The sequence below is a fragment of the Methylophaga sp. UBA2513 genome (genome assembly GCF_002341285.1).
In the GTDB taxonomy this organism is placed as follows: domain Bacteria; phylum Pseudomonadota; class Gammaproteobacteria; order Nitrosococcales; family Methylophagaceae; genus Methylophaga; species Methylophaga marina.
Genome location: NZ_DDNT01000022.1, coordinates 30,613 through 48,514 on the forward strand (window position 1 = coordinate 30,613; position 17,902 = coordinate 48,514).

At 44.7% G+C, this 17,902-nt stretch carries 11 protein-coding genes and 1 pseudogene; 6 read left to right on the forward strand and 6 right to left on the reverse strand.

The annotated features are described in order from the left end of the window. The first annotated feature begins 87 nt into the window (after window positions 1–87). Window positions 88–2,409: an FdhF/YdeP family oxidoreductase gene (locus B3V56_RS14310; protein WP_289283576.1), complete on the forward strand. Its 2,322-nt coding sequence runs from the start codon at window positions 88–90 to the stop codon at window positions 2,407–2,409. Between the two features lie 77 nt (window positions 2,410–2,486). Here B3V56_RS14310 and fabG read toward each other — a convergent pair whose 3' ends face one another. Further along, a complete protein-coding gene (gene fabG, locus B3V56_RS14315; protein WP_289283575.1) occupies window positions 2,487–3,266 on the reverse strand; it encodes a 3-oxoacyl-ACP reductase FabG in 780 nt (259 codons plus the stop codon). A 142-nt stretch (window positions 3,267–3,408) separates the two neighbouring features. On the opposite strand from fabG, the gene B3V56_RS14320 reads away from it, so the two are divergent. Beyond that, window positions 3,409–5,727 (forward strand): aminotransferase class III-fold pyridoxal phosphate-dependent enzyme, encoded by a 2,319-nt coding sequence (locus B3V56_RS14320; RefSeq protein WP_289284456.1) that lies wholly within the window; start codon window positions 3,409–3,411, stop codon window positions 5,725–5,727. 27 nt (window positions 5,728–5,754) lie between these two features. Here the strand turns inward: B3V56_RS14320 and B3V56_RS14325 are convergent, their stop codons facing one another. The 5 genes from B3V56_RS14325 to B3V56_RS14345 all read right to left on the reverse strand — a co-directional run bounded on the left by B3V56_RS14325 (window position 5,755) and on the right by B3V56_RS14345 (window position 12,029). After that, entirely contained in the window at window positions 5,755–6,525 is a 771-nt protein-coding gene (locus B3V56_RS14325) for a DeoR/GlpR family DNA-binding transcription regulator (RefSeq protein WP_289282148.1), read from the reverse strand. A 103-nt stretch (window positions 6,526–6,628) separates the two neighbouring features. After that, window positions 6,629–7,750, reverse strand: coding sequence for a cytochrome-c peroxidase (locus B3V56_RS14330; RefSeq protein ID WP_289284457.1), 1,122 nt, complete (start codon window positions 7,748–7,750; stop codon window positions 6,629–6,631). Window positions 7,751–7,758: 8 nt separating this feature from the next. After that, window positions 7,759–10,476 carry a TonB-dependent receptor gene (locus tag B3V56_RS14335; protein ID WP_289282150.1) on the reverse strand — a complete coding sequence of 906 codons (2,718 nt, stop codon included), beginning with the start codon at window positions 10,474–10,476 and terminating at the stop codon, window positions 7,759–7,761. Between the two features lie 60 nt (window positions 10,477–10,536). Next, entirely contained in the window at window positions 10,537–11,511 is a 975-nt protein-coding gene (locus tag B3V56_RS14340) for a FecR family protein (protein ID WP_289282151.1), read from the reverse strand. A 2-nt stretch (window positions 11,512–11,513) separates the two neighbouring features. Then, window positions 11,514–12,029 carry a sigma-70 family RNA polymerase sigma factor gene (locus B3V56_RS14345; protein ID WP_289282152.1) on the reverse strand — a complete coding sequence of 172 codons (516 nt, stop codon included), beginning with the start codon at window positions 12,027–12,029 and terminating at the stop codon, window positions 11,514–11,516. Between the two features lie 165 nt (window positions 12,030–12,194). Between B3V56_RS14345 and B3V56_RS14350 the strand changes: the two genes are divergently transcribed. The 4 genes and pseudogenes from B3V56_RS14350 (at window position 12,195) to B3V56_RS14365 (ending at window position 17,881) form a co-directional block, all read left to right on the forward strand. Continuing rightward, window positions 12,195–13,772, forward strand: a complete 1,578-nt coding sequence (locus B3V56_RS14350) for a peptide chain release factor 3 (RefSeq protein ID WP_286305216.1) — start codon at window positions 12,195–12,197, stop codon at window positions 13,770–13,772. 79 nt (window positions 13,773–13,851) lie between these two features. After that, window positions 13,852–14,364, forward strand: a complete 513-nt coding sequence (locus B3V56_RS14355; protein ID WP_286305215.1) for a sigma-70 family RNA polymerase sigma factor — start codon at window positions 13,852–13,854, stop codon at window positions 14,362–14,364. A 3-nt stretch (window positions 14,365–14,367) separates the two neighbouring features. Beyond that, window positions 14,368–15,336 carry a FecR domain-containing protein gene (locus B3V56_RS14360; RefSeq protein ID WP_289284458.1) on the forward strand — a complete coding sequence of 323 codons (969 nt, stop codon included), beginning with the start codon at window positions 14,368–14,370 and terminating at the stop codon, window positions 15,334–15,336. Between the two features lie 106 nt (window positions 15,337–15,442). Then, window positions 15,443–17,881 (forward strand): annotated as a pseudogene (locus tag B3V56_RS14365) (TonB-dependent siderophore receptor). The last annotated feature ends 21 nt before the right edge of the window (window positions 17,882–17,902 follow it).

Below are 17,902 nucleotides of genomic sequence, written 5' to 3' on the forward strand. Positions count from 1 at the left end.
CAACAAGCAACTTAGCATACGAGCATTTGCTTGTGTTAGAGCTTGGTTATTAGCTGTTTTTATTATCTTGTCCGGAGAGATGTCCTAGTGAGTCATTACAAGCCCTACAATGGTCCAGCTGCTGGTTGGGGTGCACTTGTCAGTGTTACTCGTAACTGGCTGGGTAGCAGAAATGCTATTTCCAATATCCGTGCGATGCTGAAAACGAATCAGGATCATGGTCTTGATTGTCCAGGGTGTGCCTGGGGAGAAACGCCTGAAAAGGGCATGATTAAATTTTGTGAAAATGGTGCCAAAGCGGTTAACTGGGAAGCGACAGGCCGTAAAGTCACCCCGGCATTTTTTGCGAAGCACAGTAACGCTGAGTTGTTAAAAGAAAGTGACTTTTGGCTAGAGTCACAGGGGCGTATCACTCATCCGATGCGTTATAACGCCGACACTGATCATTACGAAACCGTCACATGGCAAGAAGCGTTTGATACGGTTGCCAAACACTTAAACCAGCTTGACTCACCCGATCAAGCAGAATTTTATACCTCTGGTCGAGCCAGTAACGAAGCCGCTTTTCTATACCAGCTTTTTGTCCGTGCCTTCGGTACCAATAATTTCCCAGACTGTTCCAATATGTGCCACGAAGCCAGTGGTATTGGTATGTCTGAAACACTGGGTGTGGGCAAAGGCACTGTTACCTTTGAAGACTTTGCTGAAGCGGATGCGATTTTTGTCATTGGTCAGAATCCAGGTACCAATCACCCACGTATGTTGGAACCGCTGAGTGAAGCAGTGAAACGTGGTGCACATGTCGTGTGTTTTAATCCACTTAAAGAACGTGGTTTGGAACGTTTTCAGCATCCACAAAGCCCGATGGAAATGCTCACTAATGAGTCTGAGCCAACTAATAGTGCTTATTTCAGACCTGCTTTAGGTGGTGATATGGCCGCTATTCGCGGTATGGCGAAGTTCTTATTGCAATGGGATCGCGAAGCACAAGAAAAAGGTAAACCGGCGGTATTAGACCATGCATTTATTCAGCAACAGACGCATGGTATGGATGACTACTTCGCCGAAATCGATAATACGCCTTGGGATTTGATTGAATCACAATCAGGCCTGAGTCTGGCTGAAATCGAAATGGCGGCTAAGATTTATTGTAAAGCTGACCGTGTCATTATGTGCTGGGCGATGGGTGTAACCCAGCATCTTCATTCTGTGCCGACTGTTCAGGAAATTGTGAACCTGCAATTATTGCGTGGCAATATTGGCCGTCCTGGCGCAGGTTTATCACCTGTGCGTGGTCACAGTAATGTGCAGGGTGACCGCACCATGGGTATTGATGAGCAGCCACCAGAATGGTTACTGGATGCCATTGAACAGCGCTTTGATTTTAAAGTGCCTCGTGAACATGGACATACCACGGTTCAAGCCATTGATGCGATGGAAAAAGGTCAAGCGAAAGTCTTCTTTGGGCTAGGTGGTAACTTTGTTCAGGCCACACCGGATACCGAGCGTTCACATAAAGCTATGCGTAACTGTGATTTGACTGTGCAGATTTCAACAAAACTGAACCGTAGTCACCTTGTTACCGGTAAAGAGGCACTGATTTTACCGTGTCTGGGTCGTACTGAAAAAGATTTCCAGAAAGCAGGCCTTCAAGGTGTAACCGTCGAAGATACTTTCAGCATGGTTCATATCTCTTATGGTCAGCTAAAACCTTTCTCACCTTTATTACGCTCTGAAGCCTCGATTATTGCTGGCATTGCTAAAGCGACCCTAGGTAATAAACCGGTGGATTGGGAATGGTTGGTAGAAGACTATGACCGCATTCGTGATCTGATTGCAGATGTTATTCCAGGCTTTGATAATTTCAGTAAGAAAATACAGAATCCTGGTGGCTTTTATTTGGGTAACCCAGCAGCAGAGTATCAATGGAACACCAATACAGGTAAAGCTAACTTTATTGCGAATCCTTTACCTAAGACATTGCTTCAGGACCAGGTTACCAAGAACGGGCAGTCTCCCGATCTGATTTTGCAAACCATGCGTTCTCATGATCAATACAACACGACGGTTTACAGCATGAACGATCGTTATCGAGGTGTGTATGGCATGCGTGATGTCGTTTTTGCTAACGAAGCTGATATCAAACGCCTTGGCCTGGAACACGGGCAGAAAGTAGATATGATTACCGTGTGGGAAGATGGTAAAGAACGAAAAGTATCCAACTTCACCTTGTTAAGTTATGACATCCCTCAAGGGCAGGCTGCTGCATACTATCCAGAAACTAACCCATTAGTCCCACTGGAAAGTTATGGCGATAAAACCTTTACACCGACCTCGAAATTCATTGCGATTAAAATGATAGCGAGTGCAAATGAAGCGGGTGACGTTGTCCGCTCCTCGGTGGCTTAAACAAAACTTCGATAATAAAAAAAGGCACTGTTAATACAGTGCCTTTTTTGTATGTGAACGGGGAGTGTTATGGCTGACTAGATCTCATCGACGGCTTCCATACACTCAGGTAATGTCTGACCACCATCAACCACGATCTGCTGTCCAGTGATATAAGCCGCTTCATCAGCAGCAAAGAATAAAGCCGCATTGGCAATATCCTCGACGGCACCCAAGCGTTTTAACGGTATCGCAGCCGCCATACTATTGAGATATTCTTCACCTAAATCAGCTAAGCCCTCAGTGTAAATATTACCGGGCATCACGGCATTAATGGTGGTGTTATAACGAGCCAGTTCCATCGCGGCTGTTTTCATAAAACCTAACTGACCAGCCTTAGTTGCTCCGTAGTGCGACCAGCCAGGATAGCCTGTGATTGGGCCAGTGATAGAAGAGGTCACCACAACGCGACCTTTGCCTTGTTTCTCAAATTGAGGGATACACGCTTTGACACATAGAAAAGTACTCTTAAGATTGGCTGACATAATCTCATCCCAGTCTTCAGGTGTTAAGTCGATGATTTTTTTCTGTGGGAACGTACCGGCATTGGCACAGAGAATATCGACACTACCAAACGTGTCTTCCGTGTATTTCACTAAAGCCTGAACTTGTTCCCAACTGGATACGTCGCATAAATAGTAATCTGCAGTACCACCGTGGGTATTGATTTCATCAACAGTCTGCTTAGCCGCCTCTTCTCCACGAGCGGCAATCATCACTTTGGCCCCTTGTTTCGCAAATACACTGGCAATGCCTTTGCCAATGCCTTTTGAGCCACCTGTAACGATGACAGATTTATTTTTAATAGAAGTGAGCATGCGCAATTCTCCCGAGAGTTAGTGAATAATGGTGTGACTGTATTTTTAACACAAATCTGTTACTTTGCAACAAAAATATTGCAAGTCAGTAAAAATGAAGTTATAAATGTGGCTAATTGACACAGTTACAGAGGTTATCTTTATGGCAGGTTTATATAATTCCCAGTTTGTTCAACGCCTAACACGCGGTGTGAAAGGCTTGCTTCCAATGTGGGATGTCTCAGAAAAGGCCAACATTTCCTTACTGACTGTGTCTGAAAACGCCACATTTCTGATTCAAGATGAGGCACGAAATCAGCGTTTCATTATTCGCGTTCACAGACCTAATTATCATTCTAAAAAAGAGATCCTGTCTGAACTGATGTGGATTCAATCACTACGTCATCAGCAAGTCTTGAATACACCCGAGCCATTAACAATGACAGATGGCAGTTTAGTGGCAGAATTTGACGATGAGGGGGCAGCTAGGTACGTGGTGGCCTTTGAGTTTCTTCCTGGGGATCAACCAAATGAGGATGAATCTTTAGTCGCAGGGTTTGAATTACTCGGTGCCACCTCAGCAAAACTTCATCAACATGCGAAAAACTGGACACTGCCGGATGGCTTTGAACGTAAAAAATGGAATTTTGAGAGTGCCTTTGGACCTGAGCCTTTATGGGGGGATTGGCGAGAAGCGCTTGGCTTGGATGAACAGGGGAAAGTGGTACTTGAGCAATTATGTCAGCTACTCGAGTCACAGTTAGAGGCCTATGGTGAGGGAGCAGACCGCTTCGGCTTAGTTCATGCAGATCTGCGTTTAGCGAATTTATTAGCAGACGGCCATGATCTTGGTGTGATCGATTTTGATGATTGTGGTTTTAGCTGGTTTATGTATGACTTTGCTTCAGCCGTCTCGTTTCTTGAGTTGTCGCCATTGTTGCCGGAATTAGAACGAGCCTGGGTTCGAGGCTATAAATCCATCTCACCTCTATCAGCAGAAGATGAAGCGATGATATCCACATTTGTGATGTTCCGTCGATTATTACTCACTGCCTGGGTGGCAAGTCACCCTGAAACAGAAACAGCAGCAGAAGCCGGGTTTGATCAGTACACGCAAGGCACTATTGAGTTAGCAAAGCGATATCTTGCCGAAAATGAACAGCAAGACACATCACCGCTAAGTGAAAAACGTATTCTCGATATGAACGCTTTTGAGGCTAAATCGGGTCAGCACAAGGAGAACGTCACACGGCGTCTTGATAATCTTGGTGCTGCTTCGGTTTTGTTTTACCAAGAGCCTATTGAAATGGTGTCTGCACAAGGTGCCTGGATGCAAGCCGCTGATGGTAAACGTTATCTGGATTTTTATAATAATGTGCCTTGTCTTGGTCATTGTCACCCGAGTGTCGTTGCTGCGGTGTCAAAACAAATTGCGACATTGAATGTACATACACGCTATTTGGTCAGTGTGGTGGATGACTATCTGGAGTCACTGAAAGCGACGCTACCCGAGTCAGTATCTAATGTCGTGATGACCTGCTCGGGTAGTGAAGCCAATGATTTAGCGATGCGTTTGGCTGAGCAGGCTTCAGGCGGAACAGGCTTTATTGTGACGGAAGATGCCTACCATGGTAATACCAGTCTGGTGACAACCGTCTCACCCTCCATTATCAAGCAAGGGAGTTTGCCCGATAATGTGGTAGCTATTCCGGCGCCATCATCGTCTGTGTACGAAGGAGACATAGCTGCCGGTTTTGCTGCAAAAGTCGCGGAGGCAATTGACACCTTACAACAGCGTGGTATCAAAGTGGCGGCACTGTTGGTAGATACCATTTTTTCTTCAGATGGTATTTTTTCCGAACCTCGTGGCTTTTTGAAACAAGCTGTTGAGGTTGTCCGCAACGCTGGCGGCGTGTTTATTGCTGATGAAGTTCAGCCTGGATTTGCCAGAATGGGAGAAACCTTCTGGGGCTTCGATTTTCATGGGATCATTCCCGATATCGTCACCATGGGCAAGCCGATGGGGAATGGATTCCCCATGGCTGCGGTGGCGACGCGACCCGATTATTTACAGTCCTTCTGTGCTGATGTTGGCTATTTTAATACCTTTGGTGGCAATCCGGTTGCGGCGGCTGCCGGTCAAGCTGTACTCGATACCATTCAACAGGAAAATTTGCAGGAAAATGCACGTAAGATGGGGGACTACCTCAAGCAACAACTCCAGTTTATAGCGCAACAATCGTCTTATATTGCTGATGTTCGTGGCCAAGGCTTATTTTTGGGTATTGATATTGGTGAAAAGGATAATAAACATAACCCTAATCCCACCAAGACACGACATATTATTAACGGTTTAAAACAAGCAGGGGTATTGATTGGTGCAGCAGGCAAGTACGGCGCTACCTTGAAGTTACGTCCTTTGCTAACCTTATCGCGATATGAGGCTGATTTCTTCTTAGACGCTTTATCAAAGCAGGTCTAGCCTCACTAGCATACTCATTGAGGTCAGTTAACTTGTTGATGCCTCAATGAGGCCGACCTTATCATCACTCAATGCTTTCTTTAAGGGACCACTGGGTTGGCGGTCAGTGACTAAATGATCGATCTCATTCCACCTGGCATAACGCGCCGTGGCCATGCGATCGAATTTACTGTGATCAGCGACCACCATATTGTTGGCACTTTGGCGAATCATCTGCTTATAAACATCAGCAGCATCGGTAAGCGCGTCAGCAGGGCCAGTTGGTGCCAAGCTGCTAGCACCTAGAATGGCCCAGTCCGCCGTGTAATCGGATAAAAACTGACAGGTTTGTGAACCATGTGTCGCGCCTTCTTCACCATGATAGACACCGGGTGCCATAATCACGTTAATAGTCGGGTTAAACGACAATACGGTTGCCACACCAAAGGCATGGGTGATGACCGTAATATTGTTCATTTCATAGGCTATGCGCTTGGCGACTTCGACGGTGGTCACCCCCGAACCTATCATCAAGACTTTGGCACCTTTCAACATGGGCGCTGCTTTTTTGGCAATGGCGGTGCGTTCGGCCAGATTGGCTTTATGTCGCTCATTTAATACAGGTTCTGCTGCCTGTCTCAGTAAGGCGCCACCATAAGTACGACTAATCAGGTTTTGTTCTGCCAACTCTTCTAAATCACGACGAATCGTTTCTGTCGTAACTTTCAGGGTTTTTGCTAATTCACTCACCCGCATAGAAGGATTGATGGTGAGCTCGTCAATGATTGCCTTGTGTCTTGCGATTTTTTTCCGTGACATGGTTACAGCCTTATGAAGAACCTAGAAGTTATCATAAAATTACTGATGGCCAACATCTCTGTTACAAGGTTTTTTTATCGAGCGAGTGAATGGAAAGGCATTTCTAGGGTAGTTCTTCTGGAAGAACTGGCTGTGGTAGATGACTGGATAAGCCGAGTAAAAATGCTTTCAGATCGGCCAGTTCTTGTTTTGACAGATCCAAGGGTTTTATTAGTGGCGATAATTGAGCGGTGGGAATGTCATCGGTTTTATCATCGAGTTTCGCATTTTGCCACCACCCCATATTGTACATAGCTAGCAGCATATCCAAATCCGTAACGAGGCCATTGTGCATATAGGGTGGCGAAGCGATACCTGTCCGTAATGCAGGTGTTCTAAAGGCACCGACATCTTCTGCTTTTCCCGTCATTTTATAGCGGCCCTGGAAATTACCGACTTGGTCAAATGATGTACCCAAGTGATGGAATTGATTATCACTGAGTAAGGGGCCATTGTGGCAATGGATACAACGCGCTTTTGTGCGGAATAAGTGTAGGCCTCTAATTTGCTGGTCGGTGAGTGCCGTTTGTTTACCTTCCATAAAGCGATCAAAGTCTGATGGCGATGAGCGAACTGTTCGCACAAAAGTGGCAATAGCCTGAACGATACGTTCAGGCGTGATGTTTTCGTCACCAAAAGCGGTTTTGAAAAGAGCAGGATAGGATGCGGTCTTCGCCAGTCGTTTTGCTGCATTCTCAGGATTCGCTGCCATCTCAATCGGGTTGGTCCAACTTGCCAGCGTTTGTTCTTCCAGACTGTTGACTCTGCCATCCCAAAACAATTGCTTGAGAAAGCCAGTATCAACGATAGAGGGTGAGTTGATGTCACCTTGAATACGATTATGTCCAATCGCTTTTCTTCTGCCATCAGCCCAGGCTAAATCTGGATCATGACAAGAGGCGCAAGCAATCTGCTGTGATTGTGATAAACGTCTGTCGAAAAAAAGATGTTTACCGAGCTGTTGCTTTTCCTCAGAAAAGGGATTGTCGAGTGGAAACTCAATCTGCTGGGGTAAAGGCATGAGTGGTTGCACCTCAACCCCAGCATCAAGTTTGGCTTCGGGCCAGTGTGTGACACCTTGCCTGTATTGCTCGATGAGCGTCATTGTGTCATTTTCTGCAAACGCCATTCTTGGCATTATTATCATCAGGACTAATACCAGCAGCTGGCTGTTTATATAGTTCATCGTCGACATCAGTAGCGATACCCAATTTCGAACCAGAACTGACGGCCTAAACCAAATAATTGGGTGCCCGATTCCGTCGTCACCACATTTCGCTTATCTGAGACGTTAATGATATCGGCTCGAATGTAAGGTGAGGAGGGGCGTGAAAGTAGCGCGTATTCAACACTGATATCCCAGCGCGTGGTTCGTCCTTGATTTTCTGTTTCATAACTATCCAGGCCGGTATCATCATCTTTACCTAAACTTTTTAAATATTTATAACCGTTGGTAAAGGCCCAGCTATTTTTAACCAGTAAACGATCATCAAATGCCTGCATGATAATGTCCAGATTAGCTGTCACTGGTGTGGCGAAGTCACCGGCAGGTAATGCTCGGCGAGCGACTTGATTACCTTCAAATATGACCTGTTCATTCGCATCGACACTAGATAGATAACCGCCACTATCACCATAGCGAGCATCAGTGTCTTTATCCATCCAACTCACGGTTGAATTAACTAACCATTTCATACCAGCAAATCGGAAAGGTGAAGAACGCCAGAACAGATCGACTTGTTGTGTATTACTGCTGCCTGAGTTTTCAAACCAACTGACTTCGGAAGTAGAATCATAATGGGTTCGAATTTGTTTACGTCCCTGGCGTTCTACGTATTGGAGGCCTGCTTGCCCACTTAATACTTCAGCATAGAGTCCTACGCTGTATTCATCATCATAAGGTGTATCGAGGTCGCGAAACTCCCACTCTTGTGTTGGATCAATAGTGGTCCAATTGTCACTTGCACTATCGCGTTCACGAATGCTCATGCGACTACGTTCTTCTTCTCGTAAGCGATAAGATAAAAAGGACTTACCGTAGTAACGGTTTGCACCAACGGTAATACGTGCTGTTTGCGTGTTGTTTAAATAGACACCTGCTTGAATTCTTGGTGCTAAATTGACATTGTCTAACCAATCATCATGTTCCACTCGCACACCAGCACGCCAAAAGACATGCTGGTAGTCACCGTTTAATTCAGTAAACGCAGAAATATCCATATTATCAAAGGCAATTTTCCCCGCCTGGTAAATGACTTCCCGGCTATGAAACTGATCGCTAGGCGCCCATGAGCCCGGTGAGGTTTGAGGAGGGAGTGGCTGAGTGAAGTCTAAGGTGTATTCATTGAAGGTAAAGTCATTTCCGCGATCCTGCATGTAACGAGCCCATTTCAGCTCGGTACCATAGCGCCATACATGGGACTCATTCAGTGAGGTGGTAAAGTTAAGTGTTGAACCAATCGTATATTGACGGTTGGCTAAATCACCATATCCGCCAAAAATCCCCGCTTCATAGATACTGGTGTATTTATATTGATCAATGGTGTTGCTTTCAAACTCACGTTGATCGGCATCGGTACCTGCATTGAGATTAAGATCCATACGAGTGTCAGCGAATTGTTTCCCAAAATTAACACTCGCATTCAGACCTTGATGTTGTCCTTCAAAGTCTGAACCAATGTAGTTAATCAGGAAACTGTCTTCGTAATAATCGCTGTAGGCGACTGAGGCATTGAGATCATAATCACGTTCGAGCAGGTCAAATCTAACCACGCCGTATCGTGATTCTTTATCTAGGGTTTTTTCATCGGAAGGTTTAAATATACGCCCTGTGTCAGCAAAGTAATCAAAATCTAATTTCACCAGTTGCTTTTGGGAAATATGTGATTCTTTTTCACTATAACCTGCAAAAACACCTATATCACCTATTCGTGTCGCGCCTTGCAGAGCTGTCTCTGATTTACGGAACTTAGGATGATAATCTCCGGGCAAGCCAGTTGGTAATTGTCTTGCCCCATCTTCAAAAAACTCACCTTCTTGAGACTCATCAACATGAAATTCCGTCCAGCTGTCTTGGGTTTTACGGTGTTTGATTTGAAATTCGTCTCGTCCTGAATATGCTTTGGTTTCTGCTTTGACGACACCACCAACAAATCCTCCTTCACTGGCTGAAGCATTCACATCAATGACAGTTAAATTATCCAGAAAAGTGGGGTCAACAAATAAACCTTGAGAGTGTCCGGCAACCCGTGTGTAGTTCGAAGCACTTTCTTCAAGAGCAGGATCCAGCCGACTGTCAATACTAGCCCCATCAAGCATTAATTTATTTTGATATGGAGCTGCACCACGAATGGAAAACTCTGCTGGTTTGATATCACCTTGTTGCAGGCTTGAGCTGGCCGTGTCATCGACACGTACTGAAGGGATAAGGCTCAGTGCTTCTGCCAGATCTGACCTAAGTGATTGGCGCATTTCGATAGAGGTGAGGGTTTTTATTTCTGGGTTATGAGGTAATGCTTCAATATTCAGTTGTGGTAAATCTACGCCTGATTGATCCGCACTCTGAATAGGAAGGATGGTGTAACTTAATTCACCATTTTTGACGTATCTTAGCCCACTGTGCGCCAATATTTGGTCTAAAGCCTGATAAATGCTGCGAGCCTGCTTAGCACCTGGGCTTGATTGATCCCTAACTAAATCTGCTGAAAAACTAATCAGTAACCCTGTTTGTTGACCGAGTTGGTTAAGGGCAGTCTCTAAAGACCCAGCAGGTATGGAAATTTGCTTTGATTCGGTCACGCTAGTGCGCTTTGATGAAGTATCGTCTGCGAAGCTGACGGAGGGAAAGACGATACTTGTGCTGGATAGCAGGAGAATATTGAGTATTGTCGAAGATAAATAAGTTCGATTCATAATGGATTCCGTGGTTTGTTCTGTTGTTATTACTCAGGACGAACCAGGAAAAAAATCAGCTCATTTTTTTTCAGATAAATGAAACCAGATGCCAAAACGTTTTGTGTAATTTAGGTTGAGCGCTCTACTAACAGCATTCATAACTGCTGCTAAATCGTCGGTTGGGTATGAGCCTGAGACTCTCAAATTAGCAATCTGTGGTTCATAGCGGATAAAGGCATGATGGTATCGACTGAGTTCAGAGACAAAGCTGTTCAAGGGCATATCAGATACGATTAACATGCCTGTTTGCCAGGCAAGCGTTTGTGTATTGGCCTTGAACATCGACATTTCTCCTGACGCAGTCAATGTCAATGCCTGGTTTTCCTGAAGTGTCCATGATGTCAGATAGTGCTTCTCGGTCACGGTTACTTGGCCTTCAAATAGTGTGACTTGTATCAGTTCAGGGTATTGTGTGACGACAAAGTGGGTGCCTATCGGTGTGATATCTCCGATAGCTGTTGTCACTTTCAGCTGTTGTTGAGGGTGCTGTTCGGCATGGGTGATGATCGCTACTTCACCTTGCTTGAGTACGAGAGTCATCAATGTATTCGTTTCGTCTATCTCAATGATGGTGTCAGTATTGAGGTGGACTTCAACACCATTTGCCAGTGTCCAGCTACGGTGTTCACCTACTTTGGTGGCGAGTGTCTTATTTTGTTGATGGGTGACAGGTGAACCGATAAACCATGGGGTTGAGCCAATCACCGCAATACCAAATAGAGATTTAAGCAACTGTCGGCGAGGTCCGGGAGATGGCTGACTGAGAACGTGTTGGCTGATTGGACGACGCTGTGGCGCGTTAATATCATTAAGCATCATGTCAAAAGCAGCAATCTTCTGCCAGGCTTCATCATGAACCGATGATTGCTGTCGCCATGAACTGATGCGTTGTTGAGTTAAAGTGTGATTAACAGAATTTTGTAGCTCCAACCACCAATCGGCCGCTTCTTCTGCAATGGTGAGTGGGATTGTACTTTCGTTGAGTGATCGCATCGTTATACTGACAAATTAAAACAACAACTCAACATGGCTTGCTTCAAATGGCGCTTCACGGTGCTGATGGATATAGCGAGTCTATTGGCTGTGTCGGCATAATTTAAGCCTTCCAGCTGAACGGCGATAAATGTCTGACGAACATCTGTTTTCAGTTGTCTTAGTCGGTTATCCACCTGAATTAATAACTCTAAATGCTCCACTTGCTCTTCAGCTGATGGCGCTAAATCTGGCTCAAGTTCGCTAACGCATTGCTGATAAGCCGTTTCAATGTTCTTTTTACGCCAATGATCGGTCAATAGGTGGCGAGCAACCGTTTTTAAATAAGCATCACTATCTTCAATAACATCGTTTTTTACCCGTTTTAACAAGCGCTCAAAGGTATCGTGTAGTAAGTCAGCAGCCAGATGGTTGCAACCCAATTGTTTATACAGCCAACTTCGCAGCCACTGTTGATTATGGATATACAACATTTCAATCTGCTTAGAAGCGTGTTGTTGTGAACTAGTATGTTTCATTCAAGAGATATTTTTATAGATGATAATGATAATGTTTCTTATTATCATTTGTTGCGGAGCAACTGTAAAGTGGAAGAATTTATATTTGAGAAACAGGCATTGATGCGAGAAAATGGCTCGTTTGTCGTCGATGACGATACTGAAACTCTTGAAAGTGATTAAATTATGTCTAGCCCAGTCCAAAAAGCGGCTTCAAAGCGCCGCACTTTTGCGATTATTTCGCATCCTGATGCCGGTAAAACGACCATCACTGAAAAACTCCTCTATTTCAGTGGCATGATCCAATCCGCGGGCAGTGTTAAATCTCGCAAGACTGATAAACATGCCACTTCTGACTGGATGGAAATGGAGAAGGAGCGGGGCATTTCTGTCACCTCATCAGTGATGCAGTTTCCATGGCGTGATGAGATTGTGAATCTGCTTGATACACCGGGCCATGCTGATTTCTCGGAAGATACTTATCGCACATTGACCGCTGTGGATTCAGCCTTAATGGTAATTGATAGTGCCAAAGGTGTTGAAGAACGGACTATTAAGTTGATGGAAGTCTGTCGTCTGCGTGATACGCCGATTCTGACCTTTATTAACAAATTAGATAGGGAAGGTCGTGAGCCTGTTGAATTGTTGGATGAAATCGAAACGATTCTAAATATAGGCTGTGCGCCGATCACATGGCCTATTGGCATGGGTAAAGGCTTCAAGGGGATTTATCACTTATTAGATGATAATGTTCATTTGTTCGAAGCGCATGCCAAAGAAGCGGGTGAAGTCATAGAAGGGCTTGATAACCCTCGCTTAGATGAGCTATTCGGTGGGCTGGCGGAAGACTTACGCATGGAGATTGAGTTGGTGCGTGGTGCCAGTAATGAATTTGATTTGGAGCTGTTTTTAGCTGGCGAGTTGTCACCTGTGTTTTTTGGCTCAGCGATGAATAACTTTGGTATTACAGAGTTATTGGATTCCTTTGTGAAATATGCGCCACCGCCACAATCTCGTGAGACAAAAACACGCGTTGTTGAGTCTGGTGAAGAGAACTTTAGTGGCTTTGTATTTAAGATTCAGGCGAATATGGATCCAAAGCATCGTGACCGGATTGCTTTCTTACGCGTGTGTTCAGGTAAATACACTAAAGGTATGAAGTTGCATCAGACTCGTATTGGTAAAGATGTGACTATCGCGAACGCCGTGACATTTATGGCGGCGGAACGCGAACAAGCCGAGGAAGCTTATCCTGGTGATATTTTGGGTATGCACAATCATGGCACGATTCAGATTGGCGATACATTTACTCAGGGTGAAGATCTTCAGTTCACCGGCATTCCTTATTTCGCACCAGAGTTATTTCGTCGTGTCAGATTGAAAGATCCGCTTAAAAATAAAGCCTTATTGAAAGGCTTGCAGCAATTGAGTGAGGAAGGGGCAACACAGTTATTCCGCCCACTTGATAATAATGATCTCATTCTGGGTGCGGTGGGTGTGCTTCAGTTTGACGTGGTGGTTCATCGTTTGAAAGGTGAATATAACGTGGAATGTGCTTATGAAGCGGTTCAGGTATACACCGCCCGCTGGGTCTATTGTGATGATGTCCGCAAACTGGAAGAGTTTAAAAAGAAAGCGTCGCAAAACCTGGCATTAGATGGTGCCGGAAACCTGACTTATATTGCACCAACGCGGGTGAATCTTGACCTGACGATGGAACGCTGGCCAGATATCGATTTCCGTTCCACACGCGAACATCTCTGATGGCTGAATAGCTATTGCCTGATTGAGGTTGGATATTATATGATAATGATTCTCATTTATTTAACCCGTCAGGCAAGCTATGTCCGTTTTTCAGGAGTCAGAGCAACAAACGATATCTAATCTCTATCGTCAACATCATACTTGGCTGTTTCGGTGGTTACGCGGCAAAGTGGAATCTACCGAGTCTGCGGCGGACATTTCCCATGATATTTTTGTCACATTACTGGCGCGTGAAGAGCAACTCTTACTCACAGAACCACGCGCCTTTTTGACAACATTGGCAAAGCGAAGTGTGGCTAATCACTGGCGACGTCAACAAGTAGAAAAAGCGTATTTGGAAGCCATTACCGATATGCCTGAAAGTCTCCAACCATCAGAAGAAGAACGCGCCATCATTGTCGAAACCATAGTGGATATAAACCGGCGTTTGCAGGGCTTACCGTTGGATGTAAAGCGCGCTTTCCTCTATGCGCAATTGGATGGCATGAAGCAACAGGAAATAGCTGAAAAATTAGCGGTGTCGGTGTCCACTGTTAAGCGATACTTAACTCGGGCAGCAGCGCAATGTTATTTTGCAATCACCGTCAAATAATCCATGCCAGACGCAATACAGGTTGAACAAAAAATCGCATTAGAGACTATTGAGTGGTATCTGGCGTTATCCGAACAGACGGACGACAAGCTCTTGTATCAGCAATGGCAGTCGTGGTTGGCAGCCGATCCTCAGCATCAGTTAGCTTGGTCAAGAATTGAACAAGTCAATCATGGACTTAATACCTTACCTACGCCATTATCACGCGCTATTACGGAAAAAACGCTGTTCAAAACAGATAAAAGTCGGCGACATGTCTTACGCTCGCTGGTCGGCATAGCGGTTATGAGTGGTGGCAGCTGGGTTTATTTTAAGAATGAGACTTTCTTACTCCCGTTACTGGCTGATTACCGGACTGGAATTGGTGAAACCCGTTCGGTGACACTCTCAGATGGTACCCAAGTGGACATGAATGCCAATAGTGCCTTTTCTATTGCGTATTCAGAAAACCAACGACACCTGACCTTAATCAGCGGTGACATTATGATCACGACCGCGAAAGATACCAGACCTTTTTTATTGAAAACGGACTGGGCTGATCTCAAGCCAGTAGGCACGCGTTTTTATGTCAGGCAGCGAGACAACACGGCATTGTTGGCTGTTTATGAAGGTGCTGTCGATTTTATCCGGGGAAACCATCTGCCACTATTAAGAGTGAAGGCAGGGCAACAGATCAGCTTTAATGCCACTGAGCTGGGAAGCGTTATGTCCGCACAGGAAAGCATGCTCGCTTGGCAACAATATATGCTAGTGGCTGATAACATGCCTCTAGCTGAGATAGTGACTCAGTTACAAAATTATCATCATGGCTGGCTACGCTGTGACCCTTCAATAGCAGACCGTCGGGTGTCTGGTACTTACCCTCTAAGTAATATAGATCAAGTTCTAAAAGCTTTAGCGGCAACACTTCAGATTGAGTTGGTCTATAGAACACGCTATTGGATTACACTCAAACCACAGCAGAAAATTTAAATTTTTTGGTCTGTTTTTCATTCTCACGTGACACAACAAATAGATACCTATTTGTTAATGGAAAGTGAGGACTCTCATGTTCAATAAACCCGCTTTATTAAGCGCAATGACGCTAACCACTGCTTTGCTCGCTACAGCTGGCGTGACCCTTTTATCCACCACACCTGTGCTGGCTGCGGAACAGACTTCGGCGCAGAGTGATAAAAAAATAAGCTTTAATGTTTCGGCAGGTGATTTGGCCACGGCTCTGAATCAGTTTGGACGACAAGCTGGCATATTACTCAGCTTTTCACCTGAACTTACGGCAGCTTATAAAACCTCAGGACTGAAAGGTAACTATCCGATTAATGAGGGACTGCAAACCTTATTGCGAGGTACGCCTTTGTCCGTCGTTCAACAATCAGAAACCAGTTATCGGCTGACTAAAAGCAATGATAAATCAGCCGATTTACCCGTCGTGACTGTCACTGGACAGCAAACTTCATTTTCAGCGTATGACCCGATAGAAAGTTACAATGCGGAGAGGAGCGCTAGTGCGACAAAAACGAATGCATCCATTTTTGATACCCCACAGTCCATCTCGGTGGTCACACAGAAGCAGTTAGTTAATCGCGGTGTGAAAACCGTGACACAAGCCTTGCAATATATGCCAAGCTTGAGTGTGCCATTTGGTTATGACACGCGTTACGACTGGTTTAGCTTGCGTGGGTTTGATGCTAAATCGCAGGTATATCGTGATGGTCTTTTAATACCAACGAGTACCTATGGCTTACCGAGAGCAGATAGCTACGCACTGGAGCGGGTTGAAGTCATTCGTGGCCCGAGTTCTGTCACTTATGGGCAAGCGCAACCGGGTGGTTTGGTGAACTTAGTTAGCAAGCGACCTACAGAAGACACCTTACGTGAGTTACGTCTATCAGCCGGCAGCGATGACTTTTTTGAGTTAGCAGGGGATTTTAGTGGCAAGGTTGATGATGAAGGTAAGCTTCTTTATCGACTGGCCTTTGTCGGAAATGATGCCAATTCTGAAGTCGATTATAACGATGCTAAACGTAAGATGGTGGTACCATCATTAACTTGGAATATCAGTGATGCCACACAATTAACCGTATTGGCTGTTGAGCAGCACGATGAGCAAATTTATAGCTTTAATAGCCATTTCTCACCAGCATTATTGAAAACATTTAGTGATTTTAATGGTGGAGCGAAGGTGTACGACCGTGAATTTGGTTTTTTCGATGGCGAGGAAGATTTTAATAATTTTGATCGCGATTATCGATCGGTCGGGTATGAGTTTTCGCATGCATTTAATGACACTTGGTCATTCAGACAAAACACACGTTATGACGAAGTCGATTTGGATTTCAAAGCGCTTGGTATCAGTCAAAATGTATTTGCAACCGACTTAACAAGAGGAATACAGGGAAGAGAGGCATCCCGTAAGAAGGAAGAGTTAAATGCTTTTGCTGTAGATAATCAGTTATTAGCTCATTTTGATAGTGGAAAGCTAACTCATGACATACTGATTGGTCTTGATTGGCGTTATTCCGATAAAACAGAAAAGAACTTCACTGGAACAGCCTCAGCCATTAATTACTTAAACCCAGTGTATGGCTCAACTGTTGGTAATTTGTCTCTTAGTAGCGATAAGGATATCTATTCACGTCAAACGGGGATTTATATTCAAGATCAACTCGCTTATAAAAACTGGCGATTACTGATCGGTGGGCGATATGACTGGGTCAAGAATGATGTTGATGTAAATTTCCCAAACAATGCAAATGATGCAGATAAGTCTGCGGAAGATTTTTCGGGGCGGGTTGGTCTGGTATATAAATTTGATAATGGTCTTTCACCTTATGTCAGTTATAGCGAATCATTTAACTTAGTAGCCAGCACTGATGCGGAAGGTAATTTATTTGACCCAGAAAAAGCCAAGCAGTATGAAGTGGGCGTGAAGTATGAACCCCAAAATATGGATGGTTTTATTAGTCTTGCCTTATTTGATTTGACCAAAGATGATTATGTGATTACAGAATATGATGCATTCAATTCTAATGGTGTGTCTCGTCAGGTAGGTGAGGTTAATTCGACAGGGGTTGAGATTGAAGCTGGCTTAGAACTGTCAGAACAACTAAAACTCTCAGCCGCATATAGCTATGTCGATGCCCGAATTACTGAGAGCCCCAATAGCTGGGAAAAAGATAGCCTTATTCCAAATCAGCCTCGATAAACAGCAAGCTTATGGTTGGATTACACACAAACAACGGGTGTATTGAAAGGTTTAGGAATGGGCGCTGGTGTTCGTTATGTAGGGGAGAGCACGTATATAGGTACGGATAGTTTGAGCACATCTACGGTGGATATTGAAACTGGTGGTTACACATTAACGGATGCCAGTATCCGCTATGACTTCGATGATGTCAGACTGGCACTGAATGTCAGTAATTTATTTGATCGCGAATACACGACGACGTGTACCGACTTAGTCTGCTACTTTGGTGATGGCCGTCGCGTAATAGCTTCAGCGACCTACAACTGGTAGTTTTCAACGGGTGGCATGACT

Bases quoted from the DNA above. Each gene is read 5' to 3' on its own strand.
- fabG (WP_289283575.1), bottom strand. From the start codon at position 3,266: ATGCTCACTTCTATTAAAAATAAATCTGTCATCGTTACAGGTGGCTCA.
- B3V56_RS14320 (WP_289284456.1), top strand. From the start codon at position 3,409: ATGGCAGGTTTATATAATTCCCAGTTTGTTCAACGCCTAACACGCGGT.
- B3V56_RS14325 (WP_289282148.1), bottom strand. From the start codon at position 6,525: ATGTCACGGAAAAAAATCGCAAGACACAAGGCAATCATTGACGAGCTC.
- B3V56_RS14330 (WP_289284457.1), bottom strand. From the start codon at position 7,750: ATGAACTATATAAACAGCCAGCTGCTGGTATTAGTCCTGATGATAATA.
- B3V56_RS14335 (WP_289282150.1), bottom strand. From the start codon at position 10,476: ATGAATCGAACTTATTTATCTTCGACAATACTCAATATTCTCCTGCTA.
- B3V56_RS14340 (WP_289282151.1), bottom strand. From the start codon at position 11,511: ATGCGATCACTCAACGAAAGTACAATCCCACTCACCATTGCAGAAGAA.
- B3V56_RS14345 (WP_289282152.1), bottom strand. From the start codon at position 12,029: ATGAAACATACTAGTTCACAACAACACGCTTCTAAGCAGATTGAAATG.
- B3V56_RS14350 (WP_286305216.1), top strand. From the start codon at position 12,195: ATGTCTAGCCCAGTCCAAAAAGCGGCTTCAAAGCGCCGCACTTTTGCG.
- B3V56_RS14355 (WP_286305215.1), top strand. From the start codon at position 13,852: ATGTCCGTTTTTCAGGAGTCAGAGCAACAAACGATATCTAATCTCTAT.
- B3V56_RS14360 (WP_289284458.1), top strand. From the start codon at position 14,368: ATGCCAGACGCAATACAGGTTGAACAAAAAATCGCATTAGAGACTATT.